General features: G+C 29.1%; 16 protein-coding genes. 8 read left to right on the top strand and 8 right to left on the bottom strand.

From position 1 onward, the window contains the following. Window positions 1-4 precede the first annotated feature (4 nt). From ACH5BK_RS04495 to carA, 4 genes are read left to right on the top strand one after another with little or no spacing between them, the layout of a single operon-like run. On the top strand, window positions 5-850 hold the full coding sequence (locus tag ACH5BK_RS04495; protein ID WP_404304860.1) for an ATP phosphoribosyltransferase regulatory subunit: 846 nt from the start codon (window positions 5-7) through the stop codon (window positions 848-850). 9 nt (window positions 851-859) lie between these two features. Next, window positions 860-2,110 (top strand): adenylosuccinate synthase, encoded by a 1,251-nt coding sequence (locus ACH5BK_RS04490; RefSeq protein ID WP_404304858.1) that lies wholly within the window; start codon window positions 860-862, stop codon window positions 2,108-2,110. A 4-nt stretch (window positions 2,111-2,114) separates the two neighbouring features. After that, entirely contained in the window at window positions 2,115-2,666 is a 552-nt protein-coding gene (locus tag ACH5BK_RS04485) for a DUF507 family protein (RefSeq protein ID WP_404304856.1), read from the top strand. Window position 2,667: 1 nt separating this feature from the next. After that, window positions 2,668-3,792: a glutamine-hydrolyzing carbamoyl-phosphate synthase small subunit gene (gene carA / locus ACH5BK_RS04480; protein ID WP_404304854.1), complete on the top strand. Its 1,125-nt coding sequence runs from the start codon at window positions 2,668-2,670 to the stop codon at window positions 3,790-3,792. Window positions 3,793-3,905: 113 nt separating this feature from the next. On the opposite strand, the gene ACH5BK_RS04475 is transcribed toward carA, so the two are convergent. The 4 genes from ACH5BK_RS04475 to ACH5BK_RS04460 are packed head-to-tail and all read right to left on the bottom strand — an operon-like array spanning window position 3,906 to window position 7,279. Further along, entirely contained in the window at window positions 3,906-4,379 is a 474-nt protein-coding gene (locus ACH5BK_RS04475; protein WP_404304852.1) for a phosphatidylglycerophosphatase A, read from the bottom strand. Window positions 4,380-4,386: 7 nt separating this feature from the next. Beyond that, window positions 4,387-5,277 carry a DNA-binding response regulator gene (locus ACH5BK_RS04470; RefSeq protein WP_404304850.1) on the bottom strand — a complete coding sequence of 297 codons (891 nt, stop codon included), beginning with the start codon at window positions 5,275-5,277 and terminating at the stop codon, window positions 4,387-4,389. A gap of 3 nt (window positions 5,278-5,280) precedes the next feature. Beyond that, complete coding sequence (locus ACH5BK_RS04465) at window positions 5,281-6,399, bottom strand: bifunctional 2-C-methyl-D-erythritol 4-phosphate cytidylyltransferase/2-C-methyl-D-erythritol 2,4-cyclodiphosphate synthase (protein WP_404304848.1); 1,119 nt, start codon at window positions 6,397-6,399, stop codon at window positions 5,281-5,283. Window positions 6,400-6,457: 58 nt separating this feature from the next. Then, entirely contained in the window at window positions 6,458-7,279 is an 822-nt protein-coding gene (locus ACH5BK_RS04460) for an HDOD domain-containing protein (RefSeq protein WP_404304846.1), read from the bottom strand. A gap of 149 nt (window positions 7,280-7,428) precedes the next feature. Here ACH5BK_RS04460 and thiC point away from each other — a divergent pair, with 149 nt between their 5' ends. Further along, complete coding sequence (thiC, locus tag ACH5BK_RS04455; RefSeq protein ID WP_404304844.1) at window positions 7,429-8,778, top strand: phosphomethylpyrimidine synthase ThiC; 1,350 nt, start codon at window positions 7,429-7,431, stop codon at window positions 8,776-8,778. A 141-nt stretch (window positions 8,779-8,919) separates the two neighbouring features. On the opposite strand, the gene ACH5BK_RS04450 is transcribed toward thiC, so the two are convergent. After that, entirely contained in the window at window positions 8,920-10,941 is a 2,022-nt protein-coding gene (locus ACH5BK_RS04450) for a TonB-dependent receptor (protein WP_404304842.1), read from the bottom strand. A 288-nt stretch (window positions 10,942-11,229) separates the two neighbouring features. Here ACH5BK_RS04450 and ACH5BK_RS04445 point away from each other — a divergent pair, with 288 nt between their 5' ends. The 3 genes from ACH5BK_RS04445 (at window position 11,230) to ACH5BK_RS04435 (ending at window position 13,923) form a co-directional block, all read left to right on the top strand. Beyond that, the gene (locus tag ACH5BK_RS04445) at window positions 11,230-12,414 is read left to right on the top strand and encodes a P-loop NTPase (protein ID WP_404304840.1); all 1,185 of its coding nucleotides are present in this window, start codon (window positions 11,230-11,232) and stop codon (window positions 12,412-12,414) included. 114 nt (window positions 12,415-12,528) lie between these two features. Further along, complete coding sequence (locus tag ACH5BK_RS04440) at window positions 12,529-13,068, top strand: NAD(P)H-dependent oxidoreductase (RefSeq protein ID WP_404304838.1); 540 nt, start codon at window positions 12,529-12,531, stop codon at window positions 13,066-13,068. A 3-nt stretch (window positions 13,069-13,071) separates the two neighbouring features. Further along, the gene (locus tag ACH5BK_RS04435) at window positions 13,072-13,923 is read left to right on the top strand and encodes a DUF6597 domain-containing transcriptional factor (protein WP_404304836.1); all 852 of its coding nucleotides are present in this window, start codon (window positions 13,072-13,074) and stop codon (window positions 13,921-13,923) included. A gap of 1 nt (window position 13,924) precedes the next feature. On the opposite strand, the gene hisIE is transcribed toward ACH5BK_RS04435, so the two are convergent. Genes hisIE through ACH5BK_RS04420 form a run of 3 tightly spaced genes read right to left on the bottom strand, consistent with a single transcriptional unit; the run spans window position 13,925 to window position 16,017 of the window. Next, the gene (hisIE, locus tag ACH5BK_RS04430) at window positions 13,925-14,608 is read right to left on the bottom strand and encodes a bifunctional phosphoribosyl-AMP cyclohydrolase/phosphoribosyl-ATP diphosphatase HisIE (RefSeq protein ID WP_404304834.1); all 684 of its coding nucleotides are present in this window, start codon (window positions 14,606-14,608) and stop codon (window positions 13,925-13,927) included. An 8-nt stretch (window positions 14,609-14,616) separates the two neighbouring features. Further along, window positions 14,617-14,898, bottom strand: a complete 282-nt coding sequence (locus ACH5BK_RS04425) for a hypothetical protein (protein WP_404304832.1) — start codon at window positions 14,896-14,898, stop codon at window positions 14,617-14,619. A 36-nt stretch (window positions 14,899-14,934) separates the two neighbouring features. Then, window positions 14,935-16,017, bottom strand: coding sequence for an SPFH domain-containing protein (locus tag ACH5BK_RS04420; protein WP_404304830.1), 1,083 nt, complete (start codon window positions 16,015-16,017; stop codon window positions 14,935-14,937). Between the last annotated feature and the right edge of the window lie 14 nt (window positions 16,018-16,031).

Raw genomic sequence — 16,031 nt, 5'->3', positions numbered from 1 at the left:
AATTATGGTTTTTGAACACGAAATTCCAAAAGGAAGTAGATTATATTTCGCAAAGGCAGCAAAAGCAAAAAGAACTTTAGAAAACAAAGTTTGTGAAATATTAGATGAGAATGGTTTTGAAGAAATTTTAACACCTAATTTTTCTTATTCTCAACATCAATCAATTGCAGATGAAAAGAAACTTATTAAGTTTTCGGATGAAGATAATGAGCAAGTATCTTTAAGAGCTGATTCTACTTTAGATGTAGTAAGAATTATCTCAAAAAGGTTAGGAAGAACAACTGATCATAAAAAATGGTTTTATGTTCAACCTATTTTTACATACCCTTCAAATGAAGAGTATCAAATTGGTTGTGAGTGGATAGGTCATGATGATATTTCTGATGTGATGAATTTAACAGCAGACATTCTAAAAGCACTTGATTTACAACCAGTTTTTCAAATATCAAATATCAATATTCCAAAACTTGTGGCAAGTGAATTAAATATTGACATTGATTTATTTAAAAATGGTGAAATAGCATCACTATTTAAATTAGATTGTAATTGGTTAAACCAACTAATTAAAGTAAAAAATATACAAGACTTAAAAAATGTAATTTCAATAGTTCCAGTTTCTATTAAAACAGAATTAGAAAAACTACTTGAAAAAGCAAGTGAAGTTAAGTATGAAAATACAGTAATTGCACCACTTTATTATGGTTCATTAAAATATTATAATGGTGTTTATTACAGAGTTATAAGTGACAATTTAACAGTATGTAAGGGTGGTATGTACTCAAGTGAAGGTACGTGTTCGTTAGGGTTTGCCCTTTATACAGATAGTTTATTAAAAATTTTAGAGGATTAGGATTAATATATGAGAGCAGATTTAATAGTTGGTATCCAGTGGGGTGATGAAGGAAAAGGTAAGATAGTAGATATGCTAGCACAAAATTATGATATGGTTTGTAGAAGCCAAGGTGGTCATAATGCAGGTCATACTATTTGGGTTGATGGAGTAAAGTATGCACTTCATTTAATTCCTTCTGGGGTTTTAAACCCAAAAGCTATAAACGTAATTGGAAATGGAGTTGTTTTATCTCCTGAGTCTATTATTAAAGAAATGAGCCAATTTGAAAATTTAGAAGGAAGACTTTATATTTCAGATAAAGCACATTTAAACTTACCATACCATGCACAAATCGATCAAGCAAAAGAAAGATTAAAAGGTGACAAAGCTATTGGTACTACAGGTAAGGGAATAGGTCCTGCATATTCTGATAAAATTAATAGAATAGGACATAGAGTTGGTGAATTATTAAACCCTGAAAAATTAGCTGTAAATATAATTGAATATTTCGAAACAAATAGAGCAATTTTTGATGTTTTAGATATTAATACACCAAATAAAGATGAATTATTAGCTTTATTAAATGAATACAAAACTGCATTAGAACCATTTATTACAAATACTACAAATATGGTTTGGAATGCTTTAGATAATGAAAAGAAAGTATTATTAGAAGGCGCACAAGGAACTATGCTTGATATTGATCATGGAACATATCCTTACGTAACATCTTCAAGTACTGTAAGTGCTGGAGCTTGTACTGGTCTTGGTATAAATCCAAAAGATATAGGTATTGTAACAGGTATTACAAAAGCATATTGTACAAGAGTAGGAAACGGTCCATTCCCAACAGAAGATTTTGGAAAAGATGGTGATACTATGGCAGATGTAGGAAAAGAGTTTGGTACTACAACTGGAAGAAAAAGAAGATGTGGTTGGTTTGATGCAGTTGCTGTTAAACATGCAGGAAGATTAAATGGATGTGACCAACTAGCATTAATGAAACTTGACGTATTAGATGGTTTTGAAAAAATTAAAATTTGTACAGCTTATGAAGTAAATGGTGAAATAATTGATTATGTTCCATCAGATTTAGAAGATGTTAAGCCTGTATATGTTGAAATTGATGGATGGGATAGTGTTGTAGGTTGTAGAGAATATGACAAACTTCCAGAAAATGCAAAAAAATATATTGAAAAAATTGAAGAGGTAACAGCTGTAAAAGTAGGAATTGTTTCGACATCTCCTGAAAGAGCAGACACTATTATAAGAGGGTAAAGCGATGAGAATCAAGTTACATCATACACCATATATTTCAAGAAGAATTACAAGAGATTTAATCTCTTGTGACTTTGTAGAAGTTAGAAAAGATAAGAATTCAATTGAAGCTCAAATTGAAAGAATTATGGATGCAGATATTGAAAAAGAGTTTGCATTAGATGAAAAAGTTGATGATATTCTTGATGGGCAAGATGAAGAAATCGAGATCTTAAATGCAGATAGAAGACAACTTTTTTGGATGACTAAAAAAAGATTGGCTAACGATTTTGGTGTTATTTTAAATAATGAAGATAGATTTTCTGACATTGCCCATCAAATTTTAGATTTTTTATGGGAAGAGGATTATATTCATTATACTTGTTCAGATAATCAAGTAAAAAATATCATTTTCTCATCAATTGATGAATTTATGAAAGGGTTTGAAGAAGCAGACTCAATGGTATTAGCTAAACTTAAAAACTATAAAAGAAAGTTAATACCTGGGACTGAGGATTATGATTTAGTTTATCATAGACTATATGAAGAAGAATTAATTAAAAGAGGGTTAATATAAAATGCAAAAAGTTTGGATTTACTTAGAAAACGGAACATTTTTAGAAGCAAAATCTTTTGGTGCAACTGGTACATCTGTTGGAGAAATTGTATTTAATACGTCATTAACAGGATACCAAGAAATTATTACTGATCCATCTTATGCTGGACAGTTTGTAACTTTTACAATGCCTGAAATTGGTAATGTTGGAGTAAATGAAGATGATATGGAAAGTAAAACTGCATACTGTAAAGGTGTTTTAGTTAGAAATTATCATCATGAGTATTCAAATTATAGAGCACAAGGTGATTTAGATTCTCTTTTAAAAGAACATAATGTATTAGGTATTACATCAATTGATACTAGATATTTAACAAAAATGATTAGAGATGAAGGTGCAATGATGATGATTGCATCAACTGAAATTGCTGATAAAGATGAATTAGCTAAAAAACTAAGTGAAAGTCCAAGAATTGAAGATATTAACTATATAAAAGAAGTTTCTACAAAAGAGACTTATATCCATAAATCAGGTTCTTGGAATCACCAAATTAAAGCTTATAATAAAGCTGTAATGAGTGATAAAAAAGTTGTGGTAGTTGATTTTGGAGTAAAAAGAAATATCCTAAATGAATTAGTTCAATCAGGGCTAGAAGTTGAAGTTGTTCCATCAACATTTAAAGCAGATGACTTAATAGCTAGATTTGAAGCTAAAGAAATTGGTGGAATTTTCTTATCAAATGGACCAGGTGATCCACTTACTTTAACAGAAGAAAAAGAAGAAGTTCAAAAACTAATTAGTGCAAATATTCCAATGTTTGCTATTTGTTTAGGACATCAAATGTTATCAATAGCTCATGGGCATGATACATATAAGTTACCATTTGGACAACATGGTGGTAATCACCCTGTTGCTAATCCTCAAACAAATGTAGTAGAAATAACTGCACAAAATCATAACTATAATGTACCTGATTCAATTGAGCAAATTGCAGAAATTACTCATAAAAATTTATTTGATAATACAATTGAAGGTGTTAAATATAAAAATAAAGATATCTTCTCTGTACAACATCACCCAGAAGCAAGTCCTGGACCACATGAGTCAAAATATATCTTTGATGAGTTTGCTAAGATAGTTAAATAATTTAATTTATTTAGCCATTAAAAAAGGGAAACTCTATGTGAGTTTCCCTTTTTTGTTTAGATATGATTGATTCTTAAATTAAGTAGTATGCCTCTTTTTACTACTTGACTTTTTTATAAGAAGTTTACAATTAGTTGATAAACACCAGCAGCTGAAATACCAGCAGCTACTCCAGCTAATAAGTCGTCACCCATTACTCCCCAACCACCTTCTATTTCTCTATCAATTTTTCCAATAATTGAAGGCTTCCAAATATCAAAAATTCTAAAAAATACAAAAGCTAATATAGCCATAATTATCATATTTGATTCATTTGGATTACATATAGCAAGAGCTATCCACATACCTGCTAGTTCATCTATCACAATTTCTTTACTATCATGTACTCCAACTTCTTTTTCATAGATGTTGATTTGTTTTACAGCAATAACTGTAACAAGAAGAGCTAATAAAAATAGTGTTGACACAGGAGCAATTTGTAAAATAGCAATTCCTAAAAATAAAGATACAAAAGATCCAACTGTTCCAGGAGCTTTTGGGAAAAGTCCTGAAAATCCTACTGTTAAAAAGAATTTTCTTAAATTCATATTTTACCTACTTCTTTTTTTCTATTCCAAGTTTTTTTCTCTTTTCCCAAAGAGATTTTCTCGAAATACCAAGTTTTTTAGATAGCTCAGTATCTGGATATTTTGTTTGATATGATAAAACCATTAGTTTTACATAATCATTTATTGTCATGATATTTGTTGTACTCATTAATAAATTTTCATTATTGAACTCTATTTTTCTATAAGGGAAATCTTCTTCTGCTTCAAGTGATGAAATTACGCAGTTTTTATGCTCTATAAGTTTTATTAGATTGTCTTTTGCTGTTTTCTTTAAACTGTGATATTCTGTAAGATAGATAATACATTTATTATCTAAAGCATTTAGTTTTTTTTGCCAATTAGAACAGTTTAATGAAATAAAAGAAATAGGCATATCTAGTCTTCTTGATAATTCAAATAGAAGTTTATCTGCAGATTTTTGAGAATTTGATTCAATTAAAGTTGGAAATGATGGAGGTAAAAAAGTATCTGATGTATCAACATCATCCATAATAAAATCAACATATTCTCTTAGTGTTTGAAGTTCTCTTCTTATGCTTCTACACTCTTTGTAGTGATAGATTTTTCTTACTAGTTCATCCATTAAAAATGGTTTCATTATATAGTCTTTTGCCCCATCTTTGATAGGATTTGTCACAGTTTCATCTGAAATATAAGAAACTAGAAGAAGAATAATTGCATTTTCTTTATATTTTTTTATTATATTTTTACACAAACTAGACGGTAAAGAAGTTGATAAAAGAACAATATCATAATCTTTTGATAAATTGTTAATATTTGGTGATTCAATATAATCACAACTATGTCCATCATCTAGTAGTCTTGAAACTACTTTTTGTGCTAAATAAATTTCATTTTCTATTATTAAAATATTCATATATTATTTCCATTTATAGTATTTTAAAGTAGCAATACTTTGAACAGCTACCCCTTCTTTTCTACCTACGAATCCCATTTTTTCACCAGTTGTTGCTTTTATATTTATAAATTGTTTTTCTAAAAATAAAAGTTTTGATAACTGTTTTTTTATATCATTTTTGAAAGGATTGATTTTTGGTTGTTGCGCTAGTATTGTAAGATCAATATTTACTATTTCATACCCTACATTATAAATAAATTCAATTATTTCTTTAAGTAAAATTTTTGAATCAGCACCTTTATATTTTGGATCAGTATCTGGGAAAAATTCACCAATATCTCCAGCTCCTGCTGCACCAAGTAAAGCATCTATTATAGAGTGAATTAAAACATCACCGTCACTATGGGCTTTAAATCCATAATCAGAGGGAATTTCTATTCCTCCTAAATACATTTTTTTACCATTTTCAAATTGATGAATATCAATTCCTGTACCTGTAAAGAAATTATTACATGCTGCTTTTAGTTCTGGTAAATCATCTATTTCATCACCATTAGTTAGTTTTTTGCTTTTTGAACTACCTTTTACATATTTGATTTTACCTGCAATAGCTTTTATAGCAGAGCTATCATCTGTAAATTCAGTTGTAGTATTTAGGGCTTTTTTTAAAATGTCAGTTTTAGAAAGTTGTGGAGTTTGAATAAGTTTTACTTGGTCTCTATTTATTGTTTCTTCATGATATATTACAGTATCACTGACATCAAGAACAGGTACTATACAATCAGCAAAATCTTTTTCGCAGAGTAGATTATCAATTACACTTTTAGGGACACAGGCTCTTGCTACATCCGTCACCATTACATATTTAGAAGTGACTTCATTGAGTGCATTTGCCATTGATTCTTGTCTAGTATTACCACCAATTACATAAGTATATTCATCGTTAAAGTTTTGCATATACCTAATCTCTTTTTCATGCGCAGTTATAATGATTTTATTAAATTGAGCAAAACTAGATAGTCGTTTGGTAACATTTAACCATAGTGGTTCATTATCACATCTAAGCCACTGCTTTTTTGCTTTGTGTTGAAATCTCGTAGAATTACCAGCACATAAGACAATTAAAGTAACGTCAGACACCAATATCCCCTTTGTGTAAAAAAGTTACATATTATACTTAAATGTTACTTATGAAAAGTTAAGAGTTTTCTAGAATTTCAGCTTTTATAGTTTGAATTGAATTATTTAATATTTTTTCATCAAAACCATAAAGGCTTGCATACTCAAGTGCTTTTTCTATTGTATAGTCACTTAAGGGCTCATCAAACTTTGTAAGCTCTTTTATAATCTTTAGGATTTGTGTTTTCTTTTTATATTCTAAAGGTGCTTCTTCTATATTATCAATAAAAGAAATAGGATATATAAGATTATGAGTTAATCCCCAGTGTTTAAAAAGACTTGCAGTTATTTTTGATGTTGTAAATCCAGTATAAGAATTTTCTATAATTGCTATGTTTTTTTCTTTTTTTAAAGCTTCTTTAAACTCTTGTGTTAAATTTTCTTTTTCTATTATATTTGCGATAATAAACTTACCTGTTTCTTGTAGAAAAGCTGGCATTAGCATTTCATCAGCTAAGGTTTTATCAATTTTTGAACACCATTCATTTACTAGTCTAGTTGATAAAGCACTAAGTTCAATAAATTTATCAGGTACCATACCATAAGCTAATAGGTTACACTTTACTGTATTTTGCACTATTGAACCAATAGCTAAGGATATTGTAAAATTGATACCAAGTAGATTTATTGCTCTACTTAATGTATCAACACTACTTCTAAACCCAAACATAGAAGAGTTAGCAACTTTTAATATATTTGCTACTAATAGGGGATCTTTTTCAATAATTTTAATTAATTCTGTAGGTGAAGAATCTTTAACTTCCCTAAACTCTTCTAACTCCATAATACTATTTGGTAGTTGTGGTAATGAATCAATCTTTGCTCTAATTTTACTTTTCATAATTATCCCGTTATTCTTAATTGCAATTATTATATAGAAAAGAAACTTATACAAATAATAAATTAAAATTAATTAGTTTAATTAAGGTTTTATAAACAAATTTAGATATAATCAACCTACAATCAAATAAATATTATAGGATTTTTAAAATGAGAGATTGGCTAGATAATCATAAGAATGATAAAGTTAGAACACAAATGTATTATGCAAAGCAAGGTATTATTACTCCTGATATGGAGTATGTTGCAAAAGTTGAAAATTTAGATCCTGAATTAATTAGATCTGAGATTGAAAGAGGAAGATTAATTATTCCTGCGAATGTAAATCATAGAAACTTAAAACCAATGGCTATTGGTATTGCTTCATCTTGTAAAATTAATGCAAATATTGGTTCATCAGCTTTAGCTTCTGATATTGAAGCAGAAGTTGAGAAAGTTGATGTATGTTTAAAATATGGAGCTGATACTATTATGGATTTAAGTACAGGTGGTGACTTAGATTCAATTAGAGAAGCAGTAATTGGACATTCAAATGTTCCTATTGGTACAGTTCCAATGTATCAAATTTTACATGATGTAAACAATAAAATAGAAGATTTATCTATAGAAGTAATGTTAAAAGTATTAGAAAAACAAGCACAACAAGGTGTTTCATACTTTACTATTCATGCTGGATTCTTACTTCAATTTATGCCTCATGTTGCAAAAAGAAAAATGGGAATTGTTTCAAGAGGTGGTTCTTTAATGGCTGCATGGATGATGCATTACCATAAAGAAAACCCATTCTATGATGCATTTGATGATATTTTAGATATTTGTAGAAAATATGATGTATCATTATCATTAGGGGACTCATTAAGACCTGGATGTTTAGCAGATGCTTCTGATGAGGCTCAGTTATCTGAACTTAAAGTTATGGGTGAATTAACAAAAAGAGCATGGGAAAAAGATGTTCAAGTGATGATTGAAGGGCCAGGTCACGTTCCTTTAAATCAAATTGAAAGAAATATGAAAATTGAGCAAGAGTATTGTCATGAGGCACCTTTCTATATTTTAGGACCTTTAACAACTGATATTGCTGCTGGATATGACCATATTTCATCTGCAATTGGTGCAGCAGTTGGTGGATGGCATGGAGCTAGTATGCTTTGTTATGTAACACCAAAAGAGCACTTAGGTTTACCAAATGCAAAAGATGTTAGAGAGGGGATTATTGCATATAAAATTGCTGCTCACTCTGCTGATATTGCTAGAGGTAGAAAAGGTGCAAGAGATATTGATGATGAAATGTCAGATGCAAGATACGCATTTGACTGGAATAAACAATTTGAATTATGTTTAGATCCAGAAAGAGCAAAAGAGTACCACGATGAAACTCTTCCTCAAGATGTATTTAAAGAAGCAGAGTTTTGTTCTATGTGTGGACCAAAGTTTTGTTCATATAAAATCACACAAAAAATTGTAGCTGATCATGGCGATGCGATGGTAAATGCCGGATAAAAAAAGTGAACAGTTTCACTTTTTTCGGCATTTATGAGGATTCGATGCGAAATAGAAATCTTTGATTTCGTAATTGAGCCGAATGCTCTGATGAAATGCTAGATAAAAAGAGTGAAATTTCACTCTTTTTAACATTTTAGATTAAAATGTATATTTATAAGTAAGCATAAAACTTCTAGGCTCTCCATATCCCAATTGGTTTTTACCTGATTTTCCTCCTGTTGCACCTAAGATATATTTTTCATCAAAAATATTATTTGCATTTAATTGGATTTGATGTTTTTTATAGTTATATGCACTCATTAAATTTACAGTTGTATAATCACTTAATTCTACAGCTTCATTATTTCCAGCAAATCTATTTCCTACATACTTAATCATCCCTCCAAGCCTAAAGTTTGGTGTTGCTTGATATGCTGTACTTATAGAAAATAATTGATCAGCTACATCATTTGGACTTTTTTTATTGTTAACATCTTTTGCATCTAAGTACGTATATCCAGAAGAAATACTTAATTTATCTGTAATTTGACCTCTAATTTCAAGTTCAAAACCTGTATGTTCTGCTTTAATTTTTTTAATAATATCTCCACTTGTATTAGTTTGAGGTTGTTCTTGATTAATTCTGAATATTGAAGCATTTATCATAAGAGCATCATCTAATAAATAAGCTTTAGCTCCAGCTTCTTTAAGTTTTGTAGAGAAAAATTGAGAAAGTTTTGGATTGATATAAATTCCACCATAAGGAAGTTGCCAAGATTTTGCATAAGTTACATAAGTAGAAATATCAGGTGTTATTTTATACACAGCACCTAATCTATAACTTGTTTTTTTATCATCTAAATGTTCTTTAGCATTACCTATTTTTTGTTGCATTAATTTTGTTCTATCATGTCTTAATCCACCAATTAAAGATAAACTACCAAAATTGTACACATTTTGAAGATAATATCCTGTACTTTTTGTTTCATTATATCTCCAAGGATTAAATCCTGGGTTTAATACATTGCTTGCATTAGGAGTATAAATATTTTTATCTACTAAATTTCCTTTTGCATATTTCAGCTCAATATCCATTTCATTGTAATCAACTCCAACAAGCAATTGATTATTATTTGTATCCCAAGTTAATTCTGATTGGACAGTTTTTGAAGTTCTTGGGTCATATTCAAAGTTATTAACTGTTTGAGTAACTGTATTTCCTGTTACTGTTCCTTGTCTTGTTCCACTTTGTTCTAATTGAAATCTTGTATATGATGCTCTATTATTCAGTTTTAAATTATCATTAAAAACTGTTTCGTGATTAAGTGTTGTTTTTAAGCTAGTAGATTCTTGATAATCATTTTTACTACCATAAAATGTATCTTCCGAAACATTAACTGCTTTGCCATCTTTTGATGGAACACCTCTATATGGAACTAATTCTTGTTTTGAGTATTCAACATCAAAGTCAAATGTATTTTTATCATTAAATTTATATCTAAAAGTAGGCGCAATAAAGTAATCTTCAAAATCTACATGATTTACATAGGAATCTCCTTGTCTTCTTTCAAGATTTATTCTTGCAAAAAGTTTATCTGATATTGCTGTAGAGAAGTCAATTTGAGAAACAATTTTATTTTCACTTCCAAGACTTAAAGCAAGTTTTGTGAACTCTTCACCTTTGGCTCTTTTTGTTACAAGATTAATAATCCCACCAGCTGAACCTCTACCGTATAATGCACCTGCTGGTCCCTTTATAACTTCTACATGATCAATATTTGCTAAACTTCTATATGATTGTAAATTTGCATCATCTCTTAATCCATCTTTATATGTATCATTTAATGAATCAAAACCTCTAATTACAAATTGATCTCTACTTCCTTCTCCTAATGTATTTGTTATCCCAGCTACACCATCTAATGCTTCAACAAGTTTTGTTGCACCTTTATCTTGAATTTCAGTATTTGTAACCATTGATACAGCTTGTGGAACTTCAAGCCATTCAAGATTTGTTTTCATTGCAGAAGTTGGATTTTTTGAAGCATAATCCTCATACATTTTATCTACAATATTTACATCTTTTAATTTTTTTGTATTATCTTTATTCTCCATCTCATTTGCACTAAGTGAAGATAGTAAAGCTAGTGAAATAGCAGTTACAACAGATATTTTAATCATTATATTTCCTTGAATTATTAATTTTGAGAATCATTCTCTAAATAAGAAGACGAAAAAGTTAAAAAAAATGGATATAAAAAAATAAGAAATTTTGAAAACTATAAATATAAAGCTTTTAAAATTCTATCAATTATAAAAAGTTTTGATAAAATACGAGTGTTTAGAAAAGTAAATATTTCTTTACTTTTCACAAAAAAAAAGAAATATTAATTTAATTAAGACAAAAATTATCCTATTTAAATTATAATACAAAAAATTAAATATAAAACATTATAAAAGGATTTTTCTATGGCAACTATAGAAGAGATTAAAAAAGAACTTGAAAAAGTTAAGTATCCTGGATTTGAAAAATCTATTATGGACTTTGGTTTTGTAAAAGATGTTCAAGTTGAGGGAAATACAGCTTCAATTGTACTAGATATAACTTCAAGTGCACAAGAGGTTGAAGATCAATTAAGAAAAGATATTCATGCCTGTATTAACGCTATTGGACTTGAGGTAAGACTTGGATTCAATAAGCCACAAGCCCCAAAACAAAACTCTAACTCTGTAAGTGGTAAAAACATCGCTCCACAGATTAAAAAGATTGTAATGGTAAGTTCAGGTAAAGGTGGTGTTGGTAAATCAACTACTACTGTAAACTTAGCTGTTGCAGCTTCAATGCAAGGTAAAAAAGTAGGTATCTTAGATGCTGATATTTATGGACCAAATATTCCTCGAATGATGGGATTACAAGGAAGTGAAGTAGAAGTTATTGGAGAAAAAGCTAAACCATTAAATGCTTATGGTGTAGATGTAATGTCTATGGGTGTATTAATGGACGAAGGTCAAGCAGTTATTTGGAGAGGGGCTATGATTATGAAAGCTATCCAACAACTGTTAAGAGATATCTTATGGGAAGAGTTAGATATTTTATTTATTGATATGCCTCCAGGTACTGGTGATGCTCAATTAACTTTAGCACAAAGTGTTCCAGTAGCAGCTGGTATCAATGTAACAACTCCACAACACGTAGCATTAGATGATTCAAGAAGATCATTAGATATGTTCCAAAAATTACATATTCCAGTAGCTGGTATTGTTGAAAATATGAGTGGATTTATTTGTCCATCTTGTGAAACAGAATCAGACATCTTTGGAATGGGAACTTGTGAAGATTTAGCTGATCAGTATAATACTCAAGTATTAGGTAATTTACCAATTGAGCCAGCAATTAGAGAAGGTGGGGATGGTGGTAAACCAATTACTTATTTTAACCCTGAGTCAGTTTCTGCAAAAAGATATATGGAAGCAGCAGCAAAAGTAATTGCTTTCTTAGATAATGTTGATGATAATAGAACAAATGAATCTATTCAGCCAACTACACCTCCTGGTGTAAGTGCTTGTTCAACAGCTGCTTCAGGTGCTGGTTCAGCACAACAAACTCAACAATCATCAGGTGGTAGTTGTGGTACAGGATGTGGTTGTCACTAATTCTATTTTATAAAAAGAGCTTAGGCTCTTTTTATATACTTTTTTAATTTCTGTCGTTTTTTTACAATTTTTATTTTTATACTTTTTATATACTTCTTTTATAAAGGAGATTTTATGAACAAAACATTAATAATTTTAGCCCATGATGATATGGATAATTCTGTATTAAATAGTAGATTTAAAAAAGAGTTAGAAAATCAAGAAAATATTATATATAGAGATTTAAATGCTCTTTATCCAAACTATGACATAGATGTTCAAAAAGAACAAGAACTTTTAAAAGATGTTTCAAAAGTTGTATTTCAGTTCCCAATGTATTGGTATAGTCTTCCATCAGCACTTAAAAACTGGATTGATAAGGTTTTCTCTTATGGATATTCTTATATAATTGATGAAAATGGAGCTTTTACTCCCTTAGCACTAAAAGATAAGAAATTTCAAGTAATAGCAACAATGGGTGCAAAAGAAGAGTCTTTTGTAGGTGAAGATAGATTAAGTGTAAAAGAGTGTTTAAACTCTTGTTTTTATACAGCAAAAATGTTAGGAATGAAAGAGTTAAAACCTTTATTTTTCTATGGTGCAGCTTATGATAAACTTTCAGAAGAGATATTAAACAAGTATTCAAATATAATAAAAAAAGAGTTAATAGGTTAGCAAATGAGTTATTTCAATAAGGATTTAGAAGATATTGGTTTTATGCTTTATGAACCATGTAAAGAATTAGAACCTTATATTTATAATTATTTTACAGTTAAAAATATATTTACTTCTAAAAAAACAAATAAAATCTTAAGTGATGGAAGTTTAGGCTTTACAATTAATTTTGGCAATCCTTATGAAATAACACTAAATTCAAAAAAAATCTATTGTGATGCAAAGGTAATATTAAATGGGCAATCAAAGTATCCAATGTTTATTACTTTTGAAAAATATTTAAATGCCATTGGAATTCGTTTTAAAGTAGGAGGAGCATATAAATTCTTTGATGAAGAAATAAGCTCTTTATGTGATAAAAATATTAACTATGATGAGTCTTTTTGGAACTTTGATATTTTATATAAAAAATTAGTAAATATGAATACTCATAAGCAAAGAATAGAAGAGATTGAAAGATTTTTAATAAAAAGATTAAAAGCTTCTAAAAAAGAGAACTCTAAATATACTTTTTCAATTATATCTTTTATCAATGAGCATAAAGGAAATATTAGTATTGATTGTTTATGTGAAGAGTTTGCTTTAAATAAAAAACAAATAGAAAGAATTTTCAAAAAAGAGGTTGGTCTAAGTGCAAAACTTTTTACAAGAATAATCAGAATGAGAAATGTAAGAGACTCTTTAAGCTCTTTAGATATAGAGAATCTTACAAGTACAGCTTATAATAATGGCTTTTTTGATCAAGCTCATTTCATAAAAGAGTTTAAGTCTTTTATGAATGAAACTCCAAAAAGTTATTATAAAAATAAATTATCTATGGCAAAAGCACTAAATTTTAAGAAATTTGAGCTTTAAGCTATTTTTTTGTTCTTGAATTTTTTTCTTCAATTCCAGACATTCCAAATCTTCTAGCTAATTCTTGTTTAACTCTATCAGGACTTATATTTTTAGAAGCAAGGGCAACTAATACATGATATGTAATATCTGCTGCTTCATATATAATCTCTTTTTCATCATTGTCTTTTATAGCAAAAGTAAACTCACCTGACTCTTCAACTATTTTTTTAAGCATAGAATTCTCTTCGCCATTTAAAAGTTTAGAAGTGTATGATTTATTTGGATCATCATTTTTTCTTTCAAGTATTGTGTGATATAAAGTATCAATAACTCCATAAGCAGCAGTAGTATCAACTTCTATTTTAGAGACTTCTTCATTTGTTTGTAAATCAGTAAAGAAACAAGATTTTCTTCCTGTATGACAAGCAACACCTTCTTGATTTACTTTTAATAAAAGTGTATCATTATCACAATCAAGCATAATATTTACAATCTCTTGAGTATGGTTTGAACTTTCACCTTTTTTCCAGATTCTTTGTTTTGTTCTACTAAAGTAGTGTGCATAATTTGTATTGATAGTTAATTCTAATGCTTCTTTATTCATATATGCTAACATTAAAACTTCGTTAGTAGTTGCATCTTGTGTTACTACAGGAATTAATCCATTAGTTTTTTCCCAGTCAATTTTTTCTATTGCTTGCATTTTTTCCCCTAAAATTTTTTGCTTACATCAAGTTTTAATTTATCAACTTCTTTTGTAGTTTTATTTACATCAACATCCATATCAAAATCAATATCTTTTTCTTTTAATTTTTTATTTTTTTCCAGTTTTGGTGGAGGTGCATATTTTTCTTGTGTATATTTAGAATATCTATCTTCTTGTACAGGAAGATTTAATTGTAGTTCTTTTTTATTTTTAAGACTATTTTTTTGTGCGAAACTTGTACTTATTGATAGAAAAAATAGTATTAAAAGTAAAGTTGTTTTTTTCATAATTTTTAGTTTTAATAGAGTAGAAAATCTACTCTATTATTTACTGTGAATTGCAGTATCTCTTGATTTGTCTTTAGTATCAACCCAGATATTTGGAGTTGAACCACCAGGAGTTAAGAAAATTTTAGCATCTTTGTTTTCTCTAAGTGCGTCGTTGAATTTTCCTTGAACTTGAATTTGTTGCATTTGAAGTAATTCACCAGTTAATGATTTAGCAATAACTTTATTTGCTTCTGCTTGTGCTTTTGCTTCAATAGCTACAGCATCAGCTCTACCTTGTGCTTCAATTCTGTTTTTATCAGCCTCACCTTTTGCAAGTGCAGCTTTTTTCTCAGCTTCTTGTTTTGCTCTTAATACTTCGTATCTTACTCTTTCAGATTCTTGGTTAGCAATTTGAACTCTTTCAATTTGTTCTTTAATTTTTTCAGGTAATACAATCTCTCTTAATTGAACAGATTCTACACTTACAGGTGTTCCCTCTAAGGCTTCAACTTGAGTTCTAATACCATTTTCAATTAAAGTAGCAATTTCATTTCTTCTTGTTGGTAATTCTTCTGCATTAAATCCACCAACAATATTTCTTACAATATTTCTTACAACTGGATCAACAATCTTATCTTCCCATCCAAGACCCCATGTAGCAATAGTAGTTGGAGCTCCATCTGCTGTTAATCTATATTGAACAGTTAATTCAATAGAAACAGGTAAACCTCTGGCATCTAAGATATTAATTGCTGGGTTTGATCTAATACTTTGGTCAAATCCACCCATTTGCTCAACACTTCTATAGTTAATAAGTCTTACTTTTGTATCAACTACAATAACTTTTTGGAATACAGGAATGTATAAATGGAAACCAGGAGTTAATGGTCTATCTTCATATTTACCTGTTGTAACTTTGATACCTACTTGACCTGATTCAATAATTACAAATGGTTTAAAGATAAATAATGCAGTAATAAGTATGATAATTACATAAATAAATCCTGCTTTTTTACCAAAGTTTTTGAAAAATTCTGGCGGCTCAAAAGGTGGTTGATAGTTTCCACCACCACCGTTGTTAGAACCACCACCATTATTTTGTTGTCTGTTTTTAAAATAGTCGTTGTCTATTGGCATTTTTTCCCTTATTT

Origin of the sequence: Arcobacter sp. YIC-80 (genome assembly GCF_044841725.1) — a bacterium.
Classification (GTDB): domain Bacteria; phylum Campylobacterota; class Campylobacteria; order Campylobacterales; family Arcobacteraceae; genus Arcobacter_B.
Note: the sequence above shows the minus strand (reverse complement) of the source record. Positions and strands in the feature narration are given on the sequence as shown.

Bases quoted from the DNA above. Each gene is read 5' to 3' on its own strand.
- ACH5BK_RS04435 (WP_404304836.1), top strand. From the start codon at position 13,072: ATGAGTTATTTCAATAAGGATTTAGAAGATATTGGTTTTATGCTTTAT.
- ACH5BK_RS04450 (WP_404304842.1), bottom strand. From the start codon at position 10,941: ATGATTAAAATATCTGTTGTAACTGCTATTTCACTAGCTTTACTATCT.
- ACH5BK_RS04470 (WP_404304850.1), bottom strand. From the start codon at position 5,277: ATGAATATTTTAATAATAGAAAATGAAATTTATTTAGCACAAAAAGTA.
- ACH5BK_RS04425 (WP_404304832.1), bottom strand. From the start codon at position 14,898: ATGAAAAAAACAACTTTACTTTTAATACTATTTTTTCTATCAATAAGT.
- ACH5BK_RS04485 (WP_404304856.1), top strand. From the start codon at position 2,115: ATGAGAATCAAGTTACATCATACACCATATATTTCAAGAAGAATTACA.
- hisIE (WP_404304834.1), bottom strand. From the start codon at position 14,608: ATGCAAGCAATAGAAAAAATTGACTGGGAAAAAACTAATGGATTAATT.
- ACH5BK_RS04445 (WP_404304840.1), top strand. From the start codon at position 11,230: ATGGCAACTATAGAAGAGATTAAAAAAGAACTTGAAAAAGTTAAGTAT.
- ACH5BK_RS04490 (WP_404304858.1), top strand. From the start codon at position 860: ATGAGAGCAGATTTAATAGTTGGTATCCAGTGGGGTGATGAAGGAAAA.
- ACH5BK_RS04495 (WP_404304860.1), top strand. From the start codon at position 5: ATGGTTTTTGAACACGAAATTCCAAAAGGAAGTAGATTATATTTCGCA.
- thiC (WP_404304844.1), top strand. From the start codon at position 7,429: ATGAGAGATTGGCTAGATAATCATAAGAATGATAAAGTTAGAACACAA.
- carA (WP_404304854.1), top strand. From the start codon at position 2,668: ATGCAAAAAGTTTGGATTTACTTAGAAAACGGAACATTTTTAGAAGCA.
- ACH5BK_RS04460 (WP_404304846.1), bottom strand. From the start codon at position 7,279: ATGAAAAGTAAAATTAGAGCAAAGATTGATTCATTACCACAACTACCA.
- ACH5BK_RS04440 (WP_404304838.1), top strand. From the start codon at position 12,529: ATGAACAAAACATTAATAATTTTAGCCCATGATGATATGGATAATTCT.
- ACH5BK_RS04420 (WP_404304830.1), bottom strand. From the start codon at position 16,017: ATGCCAATAGACAACGACTATTTTAAAAACAGACAACAAAATAATGGT.
- ACH5BK_RS04475 (WP_404304852.1), bottom strand. From the start codon at position 4,379: ATGAATTTAAGAAAATTCTTTTTAACAGTAGGATTTTCAGGACTTTTC.